The following is a 24,175-nucleotide window of genomic DNA, read 5'->3' on the forward strand; positions in this document are numbered from 1 at the left end:
CTTAGAAAGTTACCTAAAAATTATAAGCGCATTAACCATCCATTGTTACATTTGGGTTGTAACAGCCAGTACAACTTCTGCCGTCTCTAACATGTCGTGTTGTTCTAATTCATGCATAAGTAGTTTGTGTCTGACTTAAGGATGGATTATGCTAAAACCGCCAACAGTTTTTTTCAATAATTCTGTGGCAACTCTAATAATATAACAGGAGACAATATGAAAGCATTCATCAAAATATTGGTAGCGACCGTATTCGCCGGTGTATTTGCCATCTCATTTACCGGTAGCGCCTTGGCTGTCGAGCACGGCAGCGCGCAAGAGGCAACCGATCTGGTAAAGAAGGTAATTGCCTATTACAAAGCCAATGGTAAAGAAAAAACATTTGCCGAGATCAATGATCCCAAAGGACAGTTTCTCGTGAAAGATTTATATATCTTTGCCGGCACGGTCAAAGGCGGTGGTCCGACGCTGGCACATGGTGCTAACCCTAAATTGATCGGTAAAAGTTTAGGTGAGTTGAAAGATGTGGACGGCGTTTTTTTCGTCCGTAAAATGACGGAAGTCGCTGCCAGCAAAGAAGGCAAAGGCTGGGTTGACTACAAGTGGCCAAACCCGATCACCAAAGTCTTAGAGCAAAAAAGCACCTACGTAGAACGAGTCGACGATCTTTATTTTGCCTGTGGAATTTATAAAGGATAGTCCAATACTTCTGCGGCTTGCAGAAGGAAAACCTCTGCGAAGCCGCAGAATGACTGGACGATCCATTTGACTTTCTAAAAACCGTTTAATCGACGTGCTGTAGCAGGATGCGCTATGTGTACCGCAGTAATCCTTAGCAAACCGTAACGAACAGTAAGTATGCCAGTGCGCTTCCGCGCACCCTACTTATCATGATCAGGTCTCATTAAAAAGTTTTTAGACGTGTTTAATATCTAAGAACTCAGCGACAACAATCCCGGCAGCAATAAGTCACTACAATTACGATACACCTGAGAGTTTTTTTCAAGAGAAGTTCATCATGCAACCCGTATTCCATTTCCAGCAAGGCAGTGTGCCTTTATTGATTTCTATGCCGCATGTCGGCACCAACATCCCGCCCGAAGTCAGCGCCCAGTTAGAGTCTGTGGCTTTTGATAAAGCCGATACCGACTGGCATTTGCCCTTGCTCTACAACATGGCGCAAGACTTGGGCGCCTCAGTAATCCATGCCGATTACTCACGCTATGTGATTGATCTGAATCGTTCCCGCGATGACAGTAATCTGTACCCGGGGCTGGATACAACGGGCTTGTGCCCGGTCGATACCTTTACCAAACAAGCTTTATATCCCGCAGGTCAAACGCCCAATGCGGCAGAAGTGCAGCGACGTATTGCGACTTACTGGCAGCCGTATCACGATCAATTGCAGCAAGAGCTGGATCGCTTGCGTGCGCAGTTTGGGACAGTGATTTTGTGGGATGCCCATTCGATTGCGTCGCAAGTCCCACGGTTTTTTCAAGGCAAATTACCTGATCTGAATTTTGGTACCGCAGATCAAAAATCCTGTGATCCCGGTTTGCAGCAAGCGCTGATGCATTGCCTGCAAACGTCAGCAGAGGCGCAAACTTATAGCCATATATTTAATGGTCGCTTTAAAGGCGGTTACATCACCCGTAATTATGGTCAGCCGCATGATGGTGTCCATGCAGTGCAGCTAGAAATGAGTCAGTGCATCTACATGGATGAGCCAGCACCCTATGCCTATCGCCCTGATCTGGCGGCACAAGTGCAGCCATTACTGCGACAGTTACTCACAACCTGCCTGGAATGGGCACAACAGCAATCGCACTTTCAATTAAAACCTCAGGCGAATCCGCCTACTTCAACCAGCATGGTGCAGTCTTGAGTGCTACTTTATTTGCCCGCAATGCTTGTCTTGCTGATGGTTGGGCCAAGAACGTCAGATTGAGTTGGAGTGCAGACGGTGATCTTACAGAAGTCATTTGTGATGTGACGCCTGACGCACACGAGGTACAGGAAGAATTTGTCCTGCCTGGCATGATCAATTTGCATTCTCATGCCTTCCAGCGTGCAATGGCGGGTATGACCGAAATCGCAGGCGAGGGACCGGATAGTTTCTGGACCTGGCGCGACCTGATGTATCGCATGGCGTTGCAAATCACGCCTGAACAGATGGAGGCGATTGCCGCCCAGTTGTATATGGAATGCCTGCGCCATGGGTATACCAGCGTGTGCGAATTCCACTACTTGCATCGCGCGCCTGACGGCGGGTTTTATGCCAACATGGCAGAGACCGCGCAACGCGTGATTGCTGCCGCACATACTACCGGCATGGGAATCAGCATGTTGCCGGTGCTGTATAGCTTTGCCGATTTTGGTGACGTGCCGCTGCGGCATGACCAGCGTCGTTTCTCTACCAATACCAAGCAGATTTTGCAGTTGATCAGCCAGTTAGAAACCGCACGTAATGGTCAGGTTGAGGTCGGTGTCGCACCGCATTCGCTCCGCGCTGCTAACGTGGCACAGATCAAGGAATTAGTCGCTGCTTTGCCAGCGAACAGGCCAATTCATATTCACATTGCCGAACAACAGAGAGAAGTCGATGCCTGTATTGCGCACAGCGGCAAACGACCAGTGCAGTTGTTGTTGGACACCCAGCAAGTCGATCATCGCTGGTGTCTGGTGCATGCCACCCATCTGGATAAAGCCGAATTGGCGGCGGTTGCCGCCAGCAAGGCCGTCGCGGGTATCTGCACAACGACGGAGGGTAATTTGGGCGATGGATTTTTTGATCTGCCGGATTACATCGCGGCGCAAGGTCGCTTTGGCATCGGCAGCGATAGTCACGCTTCGCAAAGTCCCATCGAGGAATTGCGCTGGCTGGAATACGGTCAGCGGCTGCGGCTGCAAGGCCGCAATATCGCCAGTCAAACAGGGCAGCGCCGCGTTGGTGATTTTTTATGGCATGCCAGTTTGCAAGGTGGAACGCAGGCATCCGGCCGCCAGGTTGGCCAACTCGCGATTGGTAAACGGGCTGATATGTTAGTGCTGGATGATCAGCATCCTAATCTGCAAGGCTTGCCAGTGGCAGATTTACTCAATACCTGGATTTTTGCAGGCAACGATAATCTGGTGCGTGATGTGCGTGTTGGCGGTCGCCTGGTAGTGCAGCACGGACGGCATGTGGAGCAAGAACGTATTCAGGCTGGGTATGCCGATTGTATGCAGGTGTTGCGGCAGTCTTAAGGAAAAAAATACAGGTGGAGTACGCTCATTAGTTCACCTGTTATCTATCTCAGTAAACGATATTTATTGGGGAGTATATTGATAAATAGGGCATATTGTCCAAGTAACCCTTGGACGATTAAAAATACTATTACCTAGTATAAATATATTATTCTCATAAATTATTCTCATAAATTATCTTAGCCGATCACACTGCGCATCCAAGCTTAAACCCAGATTTTCCATTGGACCGCTACCACTTCGCAAAAAACGCAGGCGGCGTGCGGTCTTCAGAGGGATAGCACCACCGCGATTTGAGTGGAAACGCTACAGCGACAATTGCACCTTTGGCGAACTGCCTGGCGTTGTTGCTCCTCCTAGCAAGATGCAGCTTGCGTCGTCGTCGCGTCTAGCCAGTTAGTTCGCCAAAGGCACACTTGTCTCTGTTGCAACGGAAAATCTGGGTTAAATCAAATTTCTAGATCAAACTCCAAATCAAATTTTTAAGTCAAACTGCGCCAACTGTACCGACCGCAGCGAGCCGCCTAAGGCTTGTTGTAACAGCTCCGCCGGTTGTATGGCTTTATCCTCACGCAGCATTACCCAGGGCTGACCTGGCGTTGCTTTGAGTTTGAAGCCACGATGAATCAGGCAGGCTGCAATCCATTCTTCTAAAATATCCAGCACATGATTACGTTTGCCTTGCGGCGATAAAAAACTCACACCTTCTGGTTTTAATTTATCCCAAGAGTCCTCTGGACGCTGCGCCATTGTCACCAGTTCAGTGAACGCTAGTTGCTTGGGGTCCATCCAGCTACCGGCAAAACGTTGCTGGATTTGTGTTTGCAGCACCTGTTCGCCAAACGCATCCCAGTCGCTCGTCGTTAGTTTGTCGGCATCAAACAAGGCATACCAGGCGGCTTCGGTAGCTTGTTCGCCTCCCAATAATTCCCAGCAATGGGACAGCGGAGGAAAGCTAGGTTTAGCGCCTGGCACCAAGGCACTTACCCGCTCTTCCAATGATGGATGGGTATCAAACTCGGATGCCTTGCGGGTCTCCGCACGTTTGATCGCCACCTGCACTGCAGCGCGCTTGACACCTAGTTTGCTAAAGCGACGGAAGCCTTCAAAAATCGGCATCCGTGCGCCACGGTTGATGGCGGGACCAAGCTCATAGTCCAGATAGGTCGACCACATAGGATCAATCAGATGGACTTTTTCCAGCGCGGTACGGGTAGCGACGATGCCGAAGGTTTTGGATGCCAGCGCATCTGCCGCAAACTCTTGCGCTCGCGAGACACTGGACGACAAACGCAAAAACCATTTGCCGTAATAGCTAAATAACAGATCCAGAAAAAATAAAGAATCATCCAGATCGGTAACGGTATGCGCAATCGACATGCGGGTGCGGTACACCCAAGGTCCGAGCGATAAATCACCCGCCACAAAATGACCAAATTCATGCGCGATGACAGAACCTAATTCTTGCTCAGACAAGGTACCAAGCAAGGGCAAACCAAGGCCGACCTCTAGGGTTTTAATTTTGCCTTGCCAGTTGCGTTTGCCGCTGATGAATGCGCTGGCAGCACCGATTAAATGGATATTTACCGGCGCTTGAATATGCAGCCTGGCAGCGATTTTTTCTACCATGGCATACAGCGGCGCTGCGGTCTCGCGCGATAGTGGCTTGGCAGTGGAGGCGGTAGTTTTTTCACGTCGGCGAGGGCGTAGTGAGTACGCCAGACTCAAAGCCGCAAGCCCTGCCACGATGCCAGTGAACTGCAACGATGAACGGTAATGCAATTGGGCGAACGGTATCCATAACAGCCCTATCACCAAGCCGATGGCGAGCAGCCAGAAACCCAACCACAAGGCCAGCACCAGGCTAGCGCGCTGAGCAATCTGAGTCCCTTTGGTTGTGGATTTATTTATTTTGGAATTAGTTGTTGTATCCATGGGTTTAGCCTTGCCATTGATTGAGTGCGGTACTGATGACGCCATGCAGAAGATCGGTTCTAGCGGCGCGGGCGCGCAGGGCGCTGCGCTCCGCCGCTGCCAGTTGAGTATTGCGGGACCGGATCAGATAAGCGGCAGCCTGAATATCCAGTTCAATATCAAACTGCTCCAGCGAGATATCTTCACCGCGTAAATATCCTTGCAGAGCCGTTTCTTCCGTTTTTGATAAATGTAAAATCCCTTGCAACTTGATGAGCAATACTTTGTCGTTGGTACGCACAGCCTCGCCATACAGCAGGGTGAGCTGGTCGGTTCCTAAACTGCTTATCTGGTTGCGGCTGAGATCGCGCGCTATGGTGAGGGCGGTCGCTGGCGCATTGCGCAAAGCCATTGCTAATTTGATTTCTGGAAGCAGGGCGTTTTGCGGCAATGTCACGGGCAAGCCAGCACGCACCCGATAAAAATCCAAGGCTCTAAAATTTTGCTCATCACCCGGCAAGGCTTTCAGGTAGATCTCAGGATCAGCGCCAAAATAACGGGCGACTAAGCCAAAGTCTGCGGCATGTCCGGCACGGTTATCTGCCACCTTGTCACGTACCGCCGCATTGAGTAAATTCATCGCCTCAAAGCCACGACGCAAAGCGACCTTTATACGGACTTCAACATCCAGCAAACGCGCTGCATCGCTAGGGGATAACTTATGCAGCCGCGTGATGTCATTGTTTGCGCCCTGATAGTCACCATGCGCCGCTTTGCGCCAGACCAGACTGCGCAGGATATTGGGATCTTGCGGGAATTTTTGCGTCAGGTTCTGCATCGCATTAATTCCCTCATCGCCAGACAGCAAAGAGGCAAACAAATATTGCGCATTGGCGGAGTCGGGTTGCTGTTTTGCGCGTTCACCATATTCACTTAACAAAGCCTCGTGCTGACCAGCTGCTTCACGAATATTTTGCACCATGCGCTCGTACACTACATCGCCAGGTTTGGCTTGCATGATACGGCCAGCAACTCGCATAGCCTCTGCGTTCGACACACTCTGCGCAGTCACAATCGCGGCGCTGGAGTAGCGTATGTCCCAGTCATGCAGCTGCGCCAATGCTTCGGTCGCTTTGGCAATCTCTTTTTCTAAACCATGATCCATCGCGTAGTTGATGCAAGCAAGCACGCCTGGCGTCTTGTCGCTGGTGGCGACGGTCAGATGATTAATGCTGATGCTGGATTCATGCTTACTCATGCTCATGGTTTTTGGCGGCTCTTCAAATGCGTATTTGACGTTGCTCAGTTCAATAAAACGCTTGCCGCAATACACTATCTGGCTGCCTTGATTTTCAGGATTCTCGGGGGCGACTTTACTGTACACGATCGTATTCAGCAATAGCGGTGCAGCGCCTGCGATGTTCCAGATACTGTAACTGTCGCTGCTGTTGAGGGTTTCATCAAATTGATCGATCACGCCGGCCGCTTCAGCCACTTTGGCGGAGTTGGTCGCAGTCGCGGTACCGTGAACTTTTCCTGCTTTCAGATTGACCGTGGCTCTGCCCTGAGCCGGCAACGTGATGGTCTGATGATCAAAATTGACTGTCAACGGCACATCAAAGCCATTGAGCAACAGCAGGTCTTGCGAGTTAGATTCGTGATAGCTATGCGCCGCGCCAGACAGCACCAACACCACCGCGCTCAATGCCAGACCACGCGTGTACAGCCAGCCTAAAATCCCCAGCGGCGCACGGGCGTAAATTTGCCATTTGCGTGACCCTGTACTTTTGACGACATACGCACCGAGCGGTATCAGCGGTATCACAAACAAAATGACAAACGCATGCAAAGCAATATAGCTATCGTCCAGATCCTTTTCTGCCTTGCCAACAAATCCAAAGCCGACCGAGTTGATATTGCCCAGCGATGGTGTCCCCCTGAGTGGCTTGGCAAACAAACGCCGTTCACTGGTCAGCAGACGCAGGACATCGGCGTGTTCGGGCAGACGGCGGAATAACTTCGCCAACACCAGCGCCCGATATACTTTGAACGGATCGCCACTCTCAATCGCCCGGCTAATTTTCGGGTCATCAACTAAGGACTGCAACTCCGGTATACGTTGTAGTAATTGAGCGGGATCAGATATCGACATTGGCGTTGATGTAAGAGTCTAGGGTGAGAGAGCGAAAACTTGAGCGAAAACGAGTATAGCAGCAGGTTTATTGTTCAAAAGCACTAAATCGGGCTTGTTGCAGGAATGGTTGTTTTTGAAGCTCTAGCTTGATTTCAGCTAGATTCTTTAAGCAATTATTTTTAGTAGAATAAATGTAGCTGAGTTACAAAATCCAAAGTACTTTGGTTGATTTTTCTCAAAAAATGATGTTTTACCTATTAAATAAATGTAGTTATGCTACATTAATAATCGGAAGTAGCTCTCATCCCTTAGCATAATTATCTCTGCTGTCTTCCAGGCTGTACATGCTGGCATGGTCTTTTGCTACGCTTTTTTGTTACCCATTTGCCTTACACCGCAAGCTGCACTCCGCATAGACGGCTGGCATGGCGCGGCGCATTTTGGGACTTTCCAAACCTTAAAAAATAACGGAGTAGACATGAAAGTAGATTCACGCGTTAAATCGGTAAGTCGTCATCAACATACACCCGCATTGCGCCGCCTGTTTGGTCGCAGTGTGTTGGCAAGTTCCATTGCCTTTGGCATGCTGGGCGCATCGTTGCCAGCACAAGCGGCTAACTTTAATCCGGCTGATACCTCGGTGCAGATGTTTCATTGGCGTTGGAATGATATTGCTAAAGAATGTACAAACTGGCTGGGGCCGCAAGGTTATGGTGGTGTGCAGATATCGCCGCCACATGCCTCTGCCAATCTGAATACCTGGTACGACATTTATCAGCCGGTGAACTTTACCGCGCTGAAAAGTAATATGGGTACGGAGGCAGAATTTCAGTCCATGATCAACACCTGTCATGCAGCCAAAGTGCGGATTTATGCAGATGTGGTGGTGAATCATATGGCGGCCGGATCAGGTACTGGTTCGGACGGATCGACCTGGAATTCGACTAGCTTGCAATACCCTAACTTTGGGACAAACGACTTCCATCCGGCATGTGATATCCAGGATAGTGATTACAACAATAACCGCAACAACGTCATCGTTTGTCGCTTGGTCGGTCTGCCGGATTTAAAAACCGAAGGCACGTATGTGCGTGGACAGGTCAAAAATTATCTGACCAAATTGTTGGGCATGGGCGTCGATGGTTTCCGCTTTGATGCGGCTAAACATATGGCACCCGCTGACTTGCAGGCATTTGTTACTAGCGTCGCCAGCACGACTTCTGCTGGCGAGCCAGTTTGGGTAACGCAGGAGATTATTGCGGACGGTACCGTCAACCGCGCTGACTATTTTTCGGCGGGTACCATCAACGAATTTAAGTTTGCTGCGGCCATGCGTGAGACTTTCCGGTCTACCAATGGCAATCAACTTTCACAAATTCGTACTTATATGGGCACTCCGGGCAATTGGGGCGGCACATGGGGATTTGTGGATAGTTCTAAAGCCACTGTCTTTGTAAATAATTGGGACACAGAGCGCAACGGTGATTCAATGAATGCCAGCAATTTCACCGGTGTGACGAATGATACACAGGGGACAAAACGCTACGATCTGGCGAATATTTTTATGCTGGCCTGGCCGTATGGGCATGCGCAAATTCACTCGGGTTTCCGCTTTAGTAATAAGGATCAGAACGCACCAAGTGCCAGTCCGTTTGATGCGAGTGGTAATCCCAAAATTAATGTCGATTGGGATTTTATTCATCGCTGGTCTGATATCGCTAATATGGTGGCTTTTCGCGCCGCTACATCTGGTCAGGGTGTGGGTAATTTCACCAATGGCACAATTAATCAGATTGCGTTTAGCCGTGGCGCGAATGGTTTTGTGGCGATCAATAATGATGCCTCAGTCTGGAATGCATCATTCCAAACAGGTTTGGCGGCGGGCACTTATTGCAACGTCGTACATGGCCAGTTGAACGCCGCTAAAACGGCATGCACCAGTGACAGCGTTGTTGTTGGCAGCAATGGGATTGCGACCGTCAGCATTGCGGCAAATGGTGGTTCTACCGTACCCGCTGTTGCTCTGCATATTAACCAAAAAATCACAGGCACTGGCGGTGGCGGCACAGTTGGCGGAACAACCTGCACAACGGTGAGCGTCAAGTTCCGCGTGGCCAACGCTAATACCGTTGTTGGCCAAAATGTCTATGTATTGGGCAACCGAAATGAGCTGAGTAATTGGACGCCAGCGACCAGTATGACAATTGAGGGAAGTGGTGCTAACGTGCCTTGGTCGCAGACTATCCAGTTGCCGCCATCAACGGCGATTCAATATAAATTTATGAAACACGGCGCAGTAGCTGATGTGTGGGAAAGCAGTCAATCCACCACTAGCGGTAATCGTGAAGCTGTCACGCCAGCTTGTGGCGCGGCGACTTTAGTGCTGGATGCAGGTAACTTTAAGTTTTAATGATCTGCGCTGAGCTAGTATTTTTGTATGAATACTCGCTCAGCGTATTCTGAAAATTATTTAAATTAGCCATCACCCTTAATCCATTTTTTGCGGTGATGGCGACATTAATAAGCAAAACAATCTCAGCTTATTTCAGCATTAGACAAGCGCTTTGTTGGCAGATTTTCTTGCGCTGATTTGGTTTTCCATTATTTGGCAGCCAGACCCGGAAAAATGGGCTTGTAGCGCATCCAAAAACACCCGTGTTCTGGCTGGCATTAAGCGCCTTCCGGGGAAAACTGCCCATGCAGTGACGGAGGGCATCTGCCAGTCACACAGCACCTGGACTAACTCGCCTCTCTTGATCATGTCTTCTGCAAAATAATCAGACAGCATCGTAATCCCCGCGCCTGATCGCGCCAGTCGTACCAGTGCGTCTGGCGAATTTGCAATCGCCCTTGCGGGCGGCGAGCCTTTCCAGCTTTCTTCATCACGGATAAATGACCAGACGGCAGGCTCGCCATTACGCGTCAATATGCGCAGGCAATCATGTTCCATCAAGGCCTCCGGCTCGTGCGGTATGCCACGTTTTTCCAGATAGCTGGGCGCCGCATACAGGCCGACCGTAGCGACCAGCAAGCGACGGGCAGCAAGAGTGGCGTCGTCGGGTAAATCTCCCATGCGGATTGCCACATCAAAATTCTCACTAATCAGATCAACCCGTCGTGCGGATAAATCGAGTTCTAATGAGATCGCCGGATAAGTCGCAATAAAATCCGCCAGCAAGTTGGCCAGCACATCGTTCGCAAAATCATTCGGCATCGATACCCGCAAGCGCCCACTGGGCTGCACTTGCCGGTGCTGCGCTAAGGCCATGGTCGATTCCACTTCTGCCGTCACCTGATGCGCATGTGCTAAAACGGCATGCCCAAAATCAGTCACGCTGAGTTTGCGGGTGGTGCGCAATAACAGGCGTTCGCCCAATTGCGATTCCAGTTCCGTGATCCGGCGCGACAAGGTGGATTTGGGCAAGCCCAAACGCTCGGCGGCGCGACTAAAACTACCTTCATCCACCACACGGGCAAATAGCAGTAAATCATTGGCTTCCAGGCTCATGCTGATCTTTCATTGAAGGGTGGTGGCTGAAGGGCGTTAACGGGGGGGTGATTTTGCGTTGTTTGCATCCGATTGTACTTTATTGTTCCATTATCGGCACAATGATATCCAAATTAAGGTCTTCTGCATTGATTTCGGAACAGCTACAGTGCATGCACTACAACTTCACATGAAAAGGTTCCAAAATGAATATCTTGCAAATCAACTCTAGCGTCCGTGCTGATGCCTCCCATTCCAGCAATTTAGCCAATGTCGTCGTACAACGTTTGCGTACGGCCACACCAGATGCACAGTTGACTGTGCGTGATCTGGGTGCGACACCGCATCCGACTTTGGATGGCGCTGCTTTGGGTGCTTTGTTCACACCCGCTGAAAATCGTTCGACAGAACAAGCTGCCCGTGTTGCGTTGGATGACGCTTTAATCGCCGAAATTCAGGCCGCCGATACCGTAGTCCTCGCCGTGCCGATGTACAACTTTGGTATCTCAGCGCAATTGAAAAACTGGATCGACGCCATCTCACGTGCGCAAGTCACTTTCCGCTATGGTGCAAATGGCCCAGAAGGATTATTAACTGGCAAAAAAGTCGTCGTCGTCTTAACCCGTGGTGGCTTGTATCGCAACACGCCTAATGATACGCAAACACCGTATTTAAAAACCTTCCTGGGCTTTTTGGGTATGACCGATGTACAGTTTATTTTTGCTGAAGGCTTGGCAATGGGGCCAGATGCAGAGAAAGCCGCGTTCGCTTCTGCGCACGAGCAAATCCAGCAAATTGAATTGGCCCTTGCAGCATAATAATGCTTGACTGATATCGGGCATTGCTTAAATCACCGCTTTTAAGTCAGCTTTAAAAGTCCGGCTAAAAAGATGGGGAGAGGGTAGATTTTTATATACTCCCCATTATTTTTAGTAAAAATGCCTTATTGTCCAAATAATATATGGACAATTAAAATATACTGATAATGAGTATATTTTTTAATTTGATATTGTTTTCATCAACATGGAGTCCATCATGACATCTGCAATTACTTCCGAAACTGTTCTTCAGCCACGCACGGTGGAGCAAGTCATCGTTGGGTTGGCAACGTCGGATGGCGATGGCGTCAAGCTGACTCGCGTGTTAACGCAAAACTTGCAGTACCGGCTTGATCCGTTTTTGATGCTGGATGCGTTTGGTACTGATGATCCGCAGGACTATATCGGCGGCTTTCCCGATCATCCGCACCGTGGTTTTGAGACCGTCACTTACATGCTCTCCGGCCGCATGCGCCATCACGACAGTGCTGGTAACGAGGGTTTGCTGGAAGACGGCGGCGTACAGTGGATGACTGCTGGCCGTGGCGTGATTCATTCGGAATTACCTGAGCAAAAAGAAGGGCGCATGGAGGGTTTTCAGCTCTGGCTCAATTTGGCTGCTAAGGACAAAATGATGACGCCCTGGTACAAAGATTTCCAACATGCGGATATTCCAGAATTTACAACCAATGGTGCCACGGTGCGCGTGATTGCAGGCGCCAGTCATGGCGTAACAGGTGCGATGCAACGTGCGGTGACCGAGCCCTTATATCTGGATATCAATCTGGAAGACGGCGCTGAATTTACCCAGGCGATGGCTGACAGCATGAATGCATTTATCTACGTTTATCGTGGTGAATTACAGATAGGCGAGAAAACCTTAGCGCAGCAACGCATGGCAATTTTGCGTAACGACAGCAACAGCGACGGTGTACGGATTCGCGCTAAAGGTCCAACTCGTGCATTGCTCATCGCCGGTCAGCCATTGCGTGAAACGATAGTGCAATACGGTCCTTTTGTGATGAATAGTCAGGCAGAAGTATTCCAGGCGATTAATGATTTTCGGGCAGGAACTTTGACGGCGTAATTTGCTGTCAATTTTGAGTAATTGCAGGTTTAGTTTTTTAAAGCACCAGTGTCTTATCCAATAATGTATTGATCTCTATTTAGAAAGTATAAAAATATGAACGCACTGAATAAGTTTGGCCCTTTAGTTGGCCGCATCTTAATCGCATTGATTTTTGTCGCTTCTGGCGCAGGTAAAATTACCGGTTTTGACGGTACCGTCGGCTACATCGCCAGCAAAGGTTTGCCTTTGCCACAGTTAGCCGCTATCGCCGCTATTATTGTCGAACTTGGTGGCGGTTTAGCGGTTATCCTCGGCTGGAAAGCACGTTGGGCTGCCGCCGCGATGCTGATTTTTACTGCCTCCGCTGCGATAATTTTCCATAACTTTTGGGGTGTGCCAGCCGATCAGGCACAAAATCAGATGATCCACTTCATGAAAAATATTTCTATGATGGGCGGCCTGTTATTTGTCATCATCCACGGCAGCGGCGCATTGAGTCTGGATGGTAGCGGTAAAAAATAAGACGATCAACATAGGTAGTACGATATAGAAAATCCCTTGAATAGCATTTGCTGATCAAGGGATTTTTGCTTTATTAGACAGAACAGCTTATTGTTTGAGTCTGTTTAATTATCAGTCTAACTTATTAGACTCAATACTATGTCCATGAGCTACAGAATAGCCAACATCGAAGATATCCCCGTCATCATGGAAATCCGCTTTGCCGTAAAAGAAAATGTCTTGACCAATCCCAATGCCGTTACGCCAGCGATGTGTATCGATTATCTGGATAAACTGGGGCATGGTTGGGTCGCCGAAATGGATCAGCAGGTAGTCGGATTTTCTTATGCTGCATCCGAAGATAACTCGATCTGGGCGCGATTTGTTTTGCCCCAATTTGAAGGCCACGGTATCGGTAAAAACTTACTCACGCTCGCTACCGACTGGCTATTTCAGCGGGGCGCAAACCAGATTAAATTAGGTACGCAACCAGATACGCGGGCAGACCGGTTTTATGCTTTGCAAGGCTGGGTGCGTGGCGAGATGAAGAGTAAAACTGAGGTTGCGTATGTATTAAACAGAGATAAGGTAAATTAAAGGAAACTTTTCTTTATTGATCTCATCTGACAAATATAAGCAACGAACAGCGCCCGTACAATCACCCACCTAAGCTAAATAATTTTTCAATCATTTCTCAATCACTTCCACAAAATAAAGGAGCGTGTTTTGACGCAAGAACACTTCACTCTCTATGTCGATTCTCGAATGACCAGTCCATATGCACTGTCTAGTTTTGTGACATTGACAGAAAAAGCGATTCCTTTTGAAATGAAAAAAGTGAATTTAAGCGCACGAGAAAATCACCATGCTGACTTTGCCAGCCTGTCGCTTTCTAGCCGCGTACCAACCTTGGGACACGAGGGTTTTTATTTGTCAGAATCTTCAGCAATTTGCGAATATCTGGAAGACTTATTTCCAGCTCCTACACATGCGCGTGTTTATCCTGAGGACTTGCAACAGAGAGCCAGAGCCAGGCAAATTCAAGCCTGGCTGCGTAGTGATTTTATGCCGATACGTGAAGAGCGCTCAACGGAGGGAATATTTTTTAAGCCCATCACCACGCCTTTGTCAGACGCGGCTCAGGCCTCTGCCAATAAGCTAATTACCGCCGCCAATGATCTGATCAAGGACGGAGCAATCAACTTGTTTGATGCTTGGTGTATTGCGGATACCGATCTCGCTTTAATGATCAATCGCTTGGCCTTGAATGGCGATCCGGTTCCTGAAAAATTACTGGCATATGCGCAGCATCAGTGGCAACGTCCGTCGGTGCAGTTATGGGTGCAACAAGAACGGCCAGTGTGAGATGAGTTGATTTTTTCTTGGGTTGATTAAGTGTTGAAGTTAAGTCAGCCCAAGAAGATTAAGCGCAAAAAAATTAGCAAAATTAGCGTTTAATCGTCCGCAGCTTAGTCGCTGCATCGCGCAGCATAGCCTCGGTGGTCGCCCAATCGACACATCCATCGGTCACTGAGCAACCATATTTTAGCTGCGACAAATCATCTGGAATCGGCTGATTGCCAGCGACGATATTGGATTCAATCATTAAGCCAACTAATGCCTTAGATCCATTGACGACCTGATTAATCACATCGGCCATGACTAAAGGTTGTAGCTCAGGTTTTTTGTAGCTGTTTGCATGGGAGCAATCGACAACCACGTTGGCAGGCAACTTTGCTTTGATCAAGGCTTGTTCTGCCATCGCTACTGACACCGTATCGTAATTGGGGCGACCATCTCCACCACGCAATACAACATGGCCGTGCTGGTTACCACTGGTACGCACAATAGCGACGCGACCTTGACCATTTAAGCCAAGGAAAGAATGCGGATGCGATGCCGACAAAATCGCATTAATCGCAATACTGATGTCGCCATCCGTACCATTTTTAAAACCGACCGGTGTCGATAAGCCGGATGACATTTCGCGATGGGTTTGCGATTCTGTTGTGCGGGCGCCGATTGCGGTCCAGGCGATTAAGTCACCCAGATATTGTGGCGAGATCGGATCAAGTGCTTCGGTCCCGGTTGGCAGTCCTAACTCACAAACATCCAGCAAAAACTGGCGGGCTTTTTCCATGCCCTGATCAACGTGGAAAGAATCATCCATATCAGGATCGTTGATATAACCTTTCCAGCCAGTCGTAGTGCGTGGCTTTTCAAAATACACGCGCATCACCAATAGTAAGGTGTCTTTCACTTCTTCTTGCAGCACTTTTAATCTACGGGCGTAATCCAGACCTGCGACCGGATCATGGATAGAGCAGGGGCCGACCACCACAAACAGACGCGGGTCTTTGCGTTCTAAAATATTCCGTAAATCTTCACGACCTTGGTTGACAACGGCTGCGGCAGCCTCGGACAACGGCAAGCGTGCATGCAAATCTTCTGGCGTTGGCATGCTGTCGAAGGAGGTGACATTAATATTTTCTAAGTTTGGGCTGGTCATGATGTGTGAATCTAAAGAGAGGCTAAAAAACGGTGTGACATTATGGCGCAAAGCGGGCCAACTGGTGATGGATGATGACCGCGAAGCTGCACAGCATTTATTTTTGTGATTATTTCCTCACCTGTGTTCTGATCAAGATATTTTTTATAAAGACGTTTTCTTGCACTTGACCATCAGGATATTGTCCTCTAACCTATTGATTACAAGCAAGTTTAGTTCTATTCCTTCGGCATGCATTCACGCTGTTTATTGTGAAGTAAAGGCTGCAATATCTCTGAGGACAGCGTGATGAAAACTTCAAATCGCCTACTTGCTATCGATGTCTTGCGTGGTCTGGTCATCGTCCTGATGGCGCTGGATCATGTACGCGATTTTTTTGCACCTACGCCTTTTAATCCTCTTGATTTAACGCTCACCACCCCCGGCTGGTTTTGGACGCGCTGGATTACACACTTATGCGCACCGACGTTTGTGTTGTTAGCTGGCATCTCAGCGTTTCTACGTAGTCAGCATCAAGACAAGTGGAATATGGCGCGCTATCTACTCAGCCGCGGCGCTTTGCTGATTTTTCTGGAGCTGACCTGGATTAATTTAAGCTGGCAATTTTCATTCGATAGTTTATTCCTACAAGTGATTTGGGCTCTTGGTGTGGCGATGATTGTGATGGCAGCATTGCAGTTTTTACCTCGACCAGTCATCTTGCTGGTCGCAGCTGCCTTACTATTGCCGCATAACTTGCTGGACAGTTTGCATAACCCGCACGCGACTGCCATGTTCAAATTATGGCATCAGGGCGGTTGGATACCGTTAGGTGATCAATTTGGTATTTTTGTTTTATATCCGCTGATGCCCTGGATAGGTTTGATGGCGGCAGGATATTGTTTGGGTCCGCTGCTGTTGCAGCCACCTGCGCGGCGTCAGCAAACTTTGTTGCTGATATCGGCATTGTTGATGTTGAGTTTTATCGCTTTGCGTAGCGGTAACTGGTACGGCGATCCAGATCCTTGGTCGCCACAGGCTGGTGGCTGGCTGATGAGTTTGATGTCGTTTGTCGATATTCATAAGTATCCGCCATCCCTACTGTATTTATGCGTAACTCTCAGTATTAGCCTAGCTTTGCTGGCGTTGATGGACAAATATGTAAAGCAAGAAGTACCCTTGCTGAGCTTGTTTGGCAGCCATCCCTTATTTTTTTATTGCGTTCATGTGATGCTGATTCATGTATTGGGTGCGATCACGATGCAACTGTTATTTGATCAGCAGATCAATTTTGATGATAGGCGACTGAGTGTGCCCTCGACATATCACCCGTCGCTAGTCCGGTGCTATCTGGCCTGGGTCTTCATCATGACTTTGATGTATGGGATTACGCACCGCTGGGTCGCTTATCTAAAAGAATCCGGGCGTATACCCTATTAAGATCACTGGCATTGGACGGCTGCTTTTGGGACGAGGTTTCCGCTCGCAAAAACTGTAGTTATCAACCTTAATACCAACCTTTCCATCAACCTTTCCAGGTTCTTTGCAAACCAGTATCGGTGTGTATCCAGCCGCCCCGTGCGCTGGGACGATAATAGAAACCGACACCACCCTGGCGGAAGCTGCGTATCAATTCTCCCAGTACTTCTTCATGCAATTGCGCGATGCGGATATCGGCGGCCTTACCTTCCAGATGCAGCGATTTTCTTGCAGCTGGAATCCCTTCTTCGATCAGACGCTTATTCGATTCTGGCGTGCGGTAACCAGATAAAATCTCTAGCGGTTTGGTCATACCAAAACGGGCGATAAAGGCTTGGGTTGCCCACAGAGTTTCTAATAATTTAGGATCGATAGGTGCGGTTTTTTTGCCATTCACGTCACGCAACAGATGACACAATTGCTCGTAGGCGGATTCTTTGACTTCACCATCTTTCCAGTACAAAATTTTAGTTCGCTCACCGCTGGCAGGGCGGATTAAATCCAGTGTTCGTGGTTGTACCCAAAAATCAATATCCAGCGCTTGCGAGTCGAATAAATCTGGCGGCGGCGCAAGCTCATGCGGTTTGTCCTGATCGCTGGCAAGGCTGATGAGTGGCCGCGTACCCACTACCAAGCCCGCGGCAGTGAGCATCAAGGTTTTTTTGAGTAAATTGCGACGTGCTTGCATAAGTTTGATCTGTGTCTAAAAAATAATTACTGATGTAGCGGGACTGCAAAACGCCATGCTTTAACGTAGAACATTGCGTCGTAGAGTTGTATCAGTCAAAAAGTACGACTTTAAAGTGCGGTCTTAAGGTACTGTTTTAAAGTGCATGGATAGCAGTATGTTTCAATATACTCCCCATCATTTTATTAAAAACTGCCCAATCGTCCAGTAATTCTGTGGACAATTAAATATACTCATAGTGAGTATTAATATAGGTCAAAACCAACTGACATGCAATCTTATCTACGCTGACTTAAAAAAAAGATGCCCAAGTTTTACCGATAGCGCTATCCCTTTGCTATACAGCTTTTCCGCGCAGCTTACTTCTTAACTCCTAATATCTTCTCCACCGGACTAAAACGCAGGCGAAACGCATCTGGCATACCTGACCCCAACAATGGTCGCAAATAACGCCGGAAAGCCTCAGTCACATCCGTGCCGCTCCCCGCAATCAACTCATCCTCCATCACCCGGGTTTTACCGGCCACCGCATCCAGCGGCAATAACTCGTAATCCACCGAATAATCGCCTTGACGTTTGATCGCGACAGAACCATCACGCTGCCCCCACATGGCAAATTGCACGGCTTTCTCGCCCACCTCACGCGCTTCGCGCTGATCAACATCCGACACGCAACCAATAAATGAGCGTTGCAAATAACCAAACGTATCGCCACGTACACGTTTAATGCCGAGCTTAGATTTGATCTCATCACATAGCAAATCTGCTAAGGCGCCGGTGCCGGACAACTGCACATTGCCGTGCGCATCACGTTCCACCTCGGTGGCGAGCAGGCTGGCAATCGCAGCACCGCTGGCATCATGAATCCCCTCCGATACTGCGATCACACAGCGACCATATTGGGTATAAACCGCTTTGACATCCGCCAGAAATTTATCTAAGGAAAACACTCGCTCGGGCAAATAAATCAGATGCGGCCCATCGTCCGGGAATTTTTTCGCCATTGTCGCAGCCGCCGTCAAAAATCCCGCATGCCGCCCCATCACCACACCGACATACACACCAGGTAATGACGCATTATCTAAATTAGCACCCGCAAATGCCTGTGCCACAAAGCGCGCTGCAGAGGGGAAACCCGGCGTATGGTCACTGCCGACCAGATCGTTATCGATGGTTTTGGGGATATGGATACAGCGCAAAGGGTAGCCCGCTTTTTGCGCCTCCAAGCTAACAATCCGTACGGTGTCGGACGAGTCGTTACCGCCGATATAAAAAAAGTGCTCAATCTCATGCGCCTGCAAGACTTTAAAAATCGCTGCACAGTAAGCCGCATCTGGTTTGTCGCGGGTGGAACCCAAGGCCGACGATGGCGTGGCAGCAACCAGTTCTAGATTCTGAGTAGTCTCTTGCGTCAGATCGACCAGATCCTCATCCACAATCCCGCGCACACCATGCCGCGCACCATAGATGCGAGTAATCTGCGAAAAGCGCCGCGCTTCTTGCACAACACCCATCAAAGACTGATTAATCACCGCAGTCGGACCACCACCCTGCGCCACTAAAATTTTGCCTGATGCCATGAGATACCTCTTTGTAGGTTGCGGTTTTTATTGCAAATACTTTATTAGCTAATTAGTAAGTGAAGTGTCGACTAGAATCAAATTGAATTCCGCTAAGTTCATCAGAAATTTCAAGTACATGTAAATAAATTGTATTTTATTGTGTACCAAGTTAGCATGTTTTTGTGACACGTAAATTCAATAATAAAATACTTCTTAATAAGCCAAGGAACATATGAGCGAAATGGTTTTCTGCCGCGCTTGCGGTAAACAAATACATATTAGTGCACCAACGTGCCCGAATTGTGGTGCGCCCCAGCGACCAGGTAAAGGCACTAAGAATAAAACCGCTGCAGCAGTTTTAGCTATTTTTTTAGGTGGCCTAGGGATTCATCGGTTTTACCTTGGAAAATGGTGGGGTGTTTTTTATCTGCTGTTTTGTTGGACTGGGATTCCAGCAATTGTCGCTCTTGTCGAAGGCATCGTATTTGCATGCACAAACATTGAAAAATGGGACGCAAAATATAACAACGGGGCCTCCTCGGGTGATTCTGGTGCAGGCTTAGTGATAGCAATAATCGCCGCAGTAATGGGTACCTTTATGGTGATAGGAATTCTTGCGGCAATTGCCATTCCAGCATACCAAGATTACCTTACGCGAGCTAAAATTTCTGAGGCAGTATTTATTATTAGTCAAGCCACTCCAGTCGTTGGCGAGTATGTCGAATCTAATCATCAAATTCCAGATTCTTTGCAAATAGCGGGTTTTACTCGAACACTGCCTGCCTCAATTGCAAACGTCACGATCAACAAGGGTACTGGTGAAATATTAGTTACTTTGGCAGGATCTGCGACCATCGTAGGGAAGACGTTTTCAATGCTGCCAACGACCGATTCGTCTAATCATGTTTCATGGCGCTGTTTCAGTGACACATTGTCAAACAAATTACTTCCAAAAAATTGTAGACAATAATTAACTGATTTTCCATCGAGGGTAATAATGCCTTGCATTATTACCCTTTTTCTTTCACGTTGAGTGCTATGAATGGAGACGCTTAAATGAATTTAGCTAAAATATTGTCGTAGTTTTTCAGATTCTTCTCTCTAGATGCTGTGTATCAAGTATTAACTACTGAGTCAGTATCTACTTATCGGGTTTGGATTGAATAACGGTTTGCATCGCCGTTGTAATGGACAATTTGGTGTTGATTTTGAGTTGGCGCTGTTACCTGATACCACTAAAATATTTTTGATCTGTTCAGTACACCTAGCACAAGACTGTATCTGTTATCAATCCCATCCTTCATGTAACAATAGCCGATCTGATTTTCATTTGGCTTGGTACGATCATGCTCTCTCAAGAACAACTTCAGCAATTTCAACAAAACGGTTATCTGGTATTGCCGGCGCAAGTCGATGGCAATGTTTGCGAACAGATGATCGCGTTTGCTCAGCAACAGTTGGCGTCACACATTGCGCCTATTGAGTATGAGGCGGATACACGTTACCCAGGCGCGCCAGTGTCGCGGGATGCTGAGGGGGGATTGACGGCGCGGCGGGTGTTGCAGGTGATCGGTCGCAGTTCTTTGGTAGCTGACTGGGTAATGAATGATCAGTTGGTGCAGCCTTTGCGGCAGATTTTGGGAGAGGGCTTACGTCTGGTGCAGTCGCATCACAATTGCATCATGACTAAACAGCCGCGGTTTTCTAGTGTGACAGGATGGCATAGAGATAGCCGCTACTGGAATTTTCAGCGTGCTGAACTGGTGTCCGCCTGGCTGGCTTTACGCGATGAGACGGTAGAGAATGGTTGCCTGTTAGTGATACCCGGCTCGCATCGCTTGGCGATCGCTGCTTCGCAATTAGATGCGGCCTTATTTTTGCGTGCTGATTTACCCGAGAACCAAAGTTTGTTAGCGCGAGCGAAGACGGTGCCTTTGCGGCAGGGTGATGTGTTGCTGTTCCATAGCAATCTGTTCCATGCAGCAGGCTGTAATCAAACGACACAGACTAAATTCTCTCTGGTGACGACCTATCGTGCTGCGGATAATCCTCCGGTAGCCGATACTCGTTCCACGCATCTGGATGAGATTGCGCTTTAAGTAGTTATTGATATTGTTTATCAAGTCACCATTTATGTAGAAGTAGAGTCGCTAATTTTTTCACATGAATAAAATTGTTCGCAATTTAATGTTGCGCAAATAATAAACAGCATATTGCGTAATTCGACCTTGACTCTCAAATAATCCCTGCTATCCTGTGTTGATGAACTCAATGGACATTCTCTTTTTTACCTCTGATGTTTCGAAACTTTTTTATAAGGTTTCGGATTGCTACAGTGCGCCCTCAATGACATCTTAAGATTATTCTTAATGAAAAAATTAAAGGCCCACTAGGGTCTTTTTTGTTTTTAGGCCTATAGTTTTATCACTTATCTTGTACTCATTTTTTTACTTCAGTTTGATTAATCGGGAGCTATATATCATGAAGTTAGCAGACGAAGAACGCGCGCGGGACCACTGAACAACGGGTGGTCGCATGGCTCCCGCGGCGCTTGTCCCACAAGACATTCCACGACCGCTCGCTATGTTGAAAGTACCATCATGACTACCACTCCACTTCGCTCAACACTGAGCAATGCTGTAAAAACTTCTACACATCAGTTCGCCCGTAACTTCGGCATCATCGCCCATATTGATGCAGGTAAAACCACGCTCTCAGAGCGCATTCTTCTCAAGACGGGTGAAATCCATCGCACGGGTGAAGTGCATGATGGCAATGCCACGATGGATCATATGGATCTGGAAAAAGAACGTGGCATTACGATCGGTGCTGCGGCAACGCAATGTGTCTGGAACGGCCATACTTTTACCCTGATCGATACGCCAGGTCATATCGACTTTGCGATTGAAGTTGAGCGCTCGTTGCGGGTGTTGGATGGTGCGATCACTGTGTTAAGCGGCGTCGCGGGTATCCAGCCACAAACAGAAACAGTCTGGCGCCAGGCAGAAAAACATGCTGTGCCGATGATCATCTTCGTCAATAAAATGGATCAGCTTGGGGCTGACTTTGATCGTGTGATGGAGCAAGTACGAACACGCTTGCATGCGCGTCCAGTAGCGCTGATGATCCCAGTCGGTACGGGAGATACTTTTTCTGCGGCGATTGATGTATTGCACCAACGCGTATTGACATGGGATGCCGCTGGCATGATGACTGCAAGTGATTTGCCGTCTGAGCTGGCTACGCAAGCAATAGATGCTTATGGCAATGTGGCTGCGATTGCGGCGGAAGCCAATGATGATCTGACAGAGGCATATCTGACAAATGACACGCTCACCCTTGCCGAGATTAAACAAGGCTTGCGCCAGATGACTTTGTCACGTCGCGCTGTTCCGGTGCTGGCAGGTTCTGCTTATAAAAATGCAGGGATAGAGCCATTGCTAGATGCAGTGATTAACTGGTTGCCGTCACCGGATGACGTTGCTGCACCGACTGCGATGTTAAATGATGTCGCCGTGCCAGTTGCGACAGGGGCGGCAGATCCACTTGCTGCGCTGATCTTTAAAGTGGTACATGACGAGCATGGTTCTTTGTCCTTTGTACGACTTTACGGCGGTACTTTGCATGAGGGCGATACGGTCTGGAATGCCAGTTTGCAGGCGCCAGTCAGGGTAGGGCGTTTGTATATTGTGCATGCCGATCGTCGCACTGGTGTTAGTCAGGCGGAGGCGGGCAGTATTATTGCTATCGCTGGTTTAAAAGATGTGCTGACAGGCCAGACTTTGTCGTCGAAAGTAGTGCCGCTGGTGTTAGAAACCATCTATGCCGGTGAACCTGTTGTGGCCCTTGCGATCGAGCCGGGTAATAGCAGCGATAGAGCAAAAATGATCACTGCGCTGGATCGCTTTCGTCGTGAAGATCCGTCTTTACGTCTGGAAGGCAATCCAGAAACCGGCGAGACCATTTTATGGGGCATGGGTGAGCTGCATCTGGATGTCGTACTTGAAAGAGTGCGGCGCGAGGCCGGTGTAGAAGTCAAAGTCGGTGCGCCACATGTAGCCTACAAAGAGACGATTGCAGGTCCGGCGGTCGAGGTTGAGGGCAAAGTGTCTAAGCAAACTGGCGGCAAAGGGCAATATGCACGTGTTGTGATGAGGGTGGCGCTGTTTGATGGTGAGTTTGCATTTGAGAATGCCATTAAGGGCGGCGTAGTTCCCAATGTATATTTCCCTGCGGTAGAAAAAGGCATACGGCAGGCACTGGCGCAAGGTCCGCTTGGGCATCGCGTCACGGGCATCAAAGTTACTTTGCTGGATGGTGATTATCATGCGGTAGATAGCAGCGAAATAGCGTTTATGGTGGCGGCGAAAGAAGCCGTTTTATCCGGGCTGAAACTCGCTAATCCAGTCCTGTTAGAACCCGTCATGACAGTCACCGTTGATGCACCAGCGGCCAATGCCGGTGATGTGATCGGTGATCTGCAACGTCGTAATGGCCGGGTGCTGGGTATAGAGGAACATGCAGGCCGGGTAGAAGTTGTGGCTGATGTCCCGCTCAAGAAATTGTTCGGGCATACGACCGATCTGCGATCCCTGTCGCAAGGCCGGGCTTTTGCCAGCGCTGTGTATGCCAGACATGCGGCAATTGCTCATCAAGCGCATGGTCAACCTCAAACCCATGATGAGCAAGACGCAGTTGTTGCATAGGAAGTGTTAAGGAAGGTAGAGGCGCTTGCTTTTACCTTCCTTTTTTATTGGAGGGTCGTAAAAAGTAGTACGCTGCAATATCG

Annotated in this window: 19 protein-coding genes; 13 read left to right on the forward strand and 6 right to left on the reverse strand. The window is 48.6% G+C overall.

From position 1 onward, the window contains the following. Positions 1-216 precede the first annotated feature (216 nt). The 3 genes from QN395_RS16725 to QN395_RS16735 all read left to right on the forward strand — a co-directional run bounded on the left by QN395_RS16725 (position 217) and on the right by QN395_RS16735 (position 3,246). A complete protein-coding gene (locus QN395_RS16725; protein WP_323492400.1) occupies positions 217-699 on the forward strand; it encodes a cache domain-containing protein in 483 nt (160 codons plus the stop codon). A 319-nt stretch (positions 700-1,018) separates the two neighbouring features. Then, positions 1,019-1,885, forward strand: coding sequence for an N-formylglutamate deformylase (hutG, locus tag QN395_RS16730; RefSeq protein WP_323492401.1), 867 nt, complete (start codon positions 1,019-1,021; stop codon positions 1,883-1,885). Beyond that, complete coding sequence (locus tag QN395_RS16735; protein WP_323492402.1) at positions 1,807-3,246, forward strand: formimidoylglutamate deiminase; 1,440 nt, start codon at positions 1,807-1,809, stop codon at positions 3,244-3,246. The genes hutG and QN395_RS16735 overlap by 79 nt, the downstream gene beginning before the upstream one ends. 474 nt (positions 3,247-3,720) lie before the next feature. Here QN395_RS16735 and QN395_RS16740 read toward each other — a convergent pair whose 3' ends face one another. After that, positions 3,721-5,181, reverse strand: a complete 1,461-nt coding sequence (locus QN395_RS16740) for a M48 family metallopeptidase (RefSeq protein WP_323492403.1) — start codon at positions 5,179-5,181, stop codon at positions 3,721-3,723. 4 nt (positions 5,182-5,185) lie between these two features. Continuing rightward, complete coding sequence (locus QN395_RS16745) at positions 5,186-7,312, reverse strand: hypothetical protein (RefSeq protein ID WP_323492404.1); 2,127 nt, start codon at positions 7,310-7,312, stop codon at positions 5,186-5,188. Positions 7,313-7,772: 460 nt separating this feature from the next. Between QN395_RS16745 and QN395_RS16750 the strand changes: the two genes are divergently transcribed. Next, positions 7,773-9,704 carry an alpha-amylase family glycosyl hydrolase gene (locus QN395_RS16750; RefSeq protein WP_323492405.1) on the forward strand — a complete coding sequence of 644 codons (1,932 nt, stop codon included), beginning with the start codon at positions 7,773-7,775 and terminating at the stop codon, positions 9,702-9,704. A gap of 141 nt (positions 9,705-9,845) precedes the next feature. Here QN395_RS16750 and QN395_RS16755 read toward each other — a convergent pair whose 3' ends face one another. After that, positions 9,846-10,802: a LysR family transcriptional regulator gene (locus QN395_RS16755; protein ID WP_323492406.1), complete on the reverse strand. Its 957-nt coding sequence runs from the start codon at positions 10,800-10,802 to the stop codon at positions 9,846-9,848. Between the two features lie 185 nt (positions 10,803-10,987). Between QN395_RS16755 and QN395_RS16760 the strand changes: the two genes are divergently transcribed. The 5 genes from QN395_RS16760 (at position 10,988) to yfcF (ending at position 14,534) form a co-directional block, all read left to right on the forward strand. After that, positions 10,988-11,599, forward strand: coding sequence for an FMN-dependent NADH-azoreductase (locus tag QN395_RS16760; RefSeq protein ID WP_323492407.1), 612 nt, complete (start codon positions 10,988-10,990; stop codon positions 11,597-11,599). Positions 11,600-11,816: 217 nt separating this feature from the next. Continuing rightward, a complete protein-coding gene (locus QN395_RS16765) occupies positions 11,817-12,686 on the forward strand; it encodes a pirin family protein (RefSeq protein ID WP_323492408.1) in 870 nt (289 codons plus the stop codon). 96 nt (positions 12,687-12,782) lie between these two features. Then, positions 12,783-13,190 (forward strand): DoxX family protein, encoded by a 408-nt coding sequence (locus tag QN395_RS16770; protein ID WP_323492409.1) that lies wholly within the window; start codon positions 12,783-12,785, stop codon positions 13,188-13,190. A 144-nt stretch (positions 13,191-13,334) separates the two neighbouring features. Further along, entirely contained in the window at positions 13,335-13,766 is a 432-nt protein-coding gene (locus QN395_RS16775; RefSeq protein ID WP_323492410.1) for a GNAT family N-acetyltransferase, read from the forward strand. 129 nt (positions 13,767-13,895) lie between these two features. Then, positions 13,896-14,534 (forward strand): glutathione transferase, encoded by a 639-nt coding sequence (gene yfcF / locus QN395_RS16780; RefSeq protein ID WP_323492411.1) that lies wholly within the window; start codon positions 13,896-13,898, stop codon positions 14,532-14,534. Between the two features lie 82 nt (positions 14,535-14,616). Here the strand turns inward: yfcF and QN395_RS16785 are convergent, their stop codons facing one another. Continuing rightward, positions 14,617-15,678 (reverse strand): 3-deoxy-7-phosphoheptulonate synthase, encoded by a 1,062-nt coding sequence (locus QN395_RS16785; protein ID WP_323492412.1) that lies wholly within the window; start codon positions 15,676-15,678, stop codon positions 14,617-14,619. 288 nt (positions 15,679-15,966) lie between these two features. Here QN395_RS16785 and QN395_RS16790 point away from each other — a divergent pair, with 288 nt between their 5' ends. Beyond that, entirely contained in the window at positions 15,967-17,097 is a 1,131-nt protein-coding gene (locus QN395_RS16790; protein ID WP_323492413.1) for a DUF1624 domain-containing protein, read from the forward strand. An 85-nt stretch (positions 17,098-17,182) separates the two neighbouring features. Here QN395_RS16790 and QN395_RS16795 read toward each other — a convergent pair whose 3' ends face one another. Both QN395_RS16795 and QN395_RS16800 read right to left on the reverse strand, forming a co-directional pair. After that, a complete protein-coding gene (locus QN395_RS16795; protein ID WP_322120294.1) occupies positions 17,183-17,824 on the reverse strand; it encodes a YcbK family protein in 642 nt (213 codons plus the stop codon). A gap of 359 nt (positions 17,825-18,183) precedes the next feature. Then, complete coding sequence (locus QN395_RS16800; RefSeq protein ID WP_323492414.1) at positions 18,184-19,404, reverse strand: 6-phosphofructokinase; 1,221 nt, start codon at positions 19,402-19,404, stop codon at positions 18,184-18,186. 214 nt (positions 19,405-19,618) lie between these two features. On the opposite strand from QN395_RS16800, the gene QN395_RS16805 reads away from it, so the two are divergent. The 3 genes from QN395_RS16805 (at position 19,619) to fusA (ending at position 24,092) form a co-directional block, all read left to right on the forward strand. Next, positions 19,619-20,356, forward strand: coding sequence for an NINE protein (locus QN395_RS16805; protein ID WP_323492415.1), 738 nt, complete (start codon positions 19,619-19,621; stop codon positions 20,354-20,356). Positions 20,357-20,732: 376 nt separating this feature from the next. Further along, a complete protein-coding gene (locus QN395_RS16810; RefSeq protein WP_323492416.1) occupies positions 20,733-21,485 on the forward strand; it encodes a phytanoyl-CoA dioxygenase family protein in 753 nt (250 codons plus the stop codon). Between the two features lie 501 nt (positions 21,486-21,986). Next, positions 21,987-24,092 (forward strand): elongation factor G, encoded by a 2,106-nt coding sequence (gene fusA, locus QN395_RS16815; RefSeq protein ID WP_323492417.1) that lies wholly within the window; start codon positions 21,987-21,989, stop codon positions 24,090-24,092. The last annotated feature ends 83 nt before the right edge of the window (positions 24,093-24,175 follow it).

This window comes from Undibacterium sp. RTI2.2 (assembly GCF_035018705.1).
Lineage (GTDB): Bacteria > Pseudomonadota > Gammaproteobacteria > Burkholderiales > Burkholderiaceae_D > Undibacterium.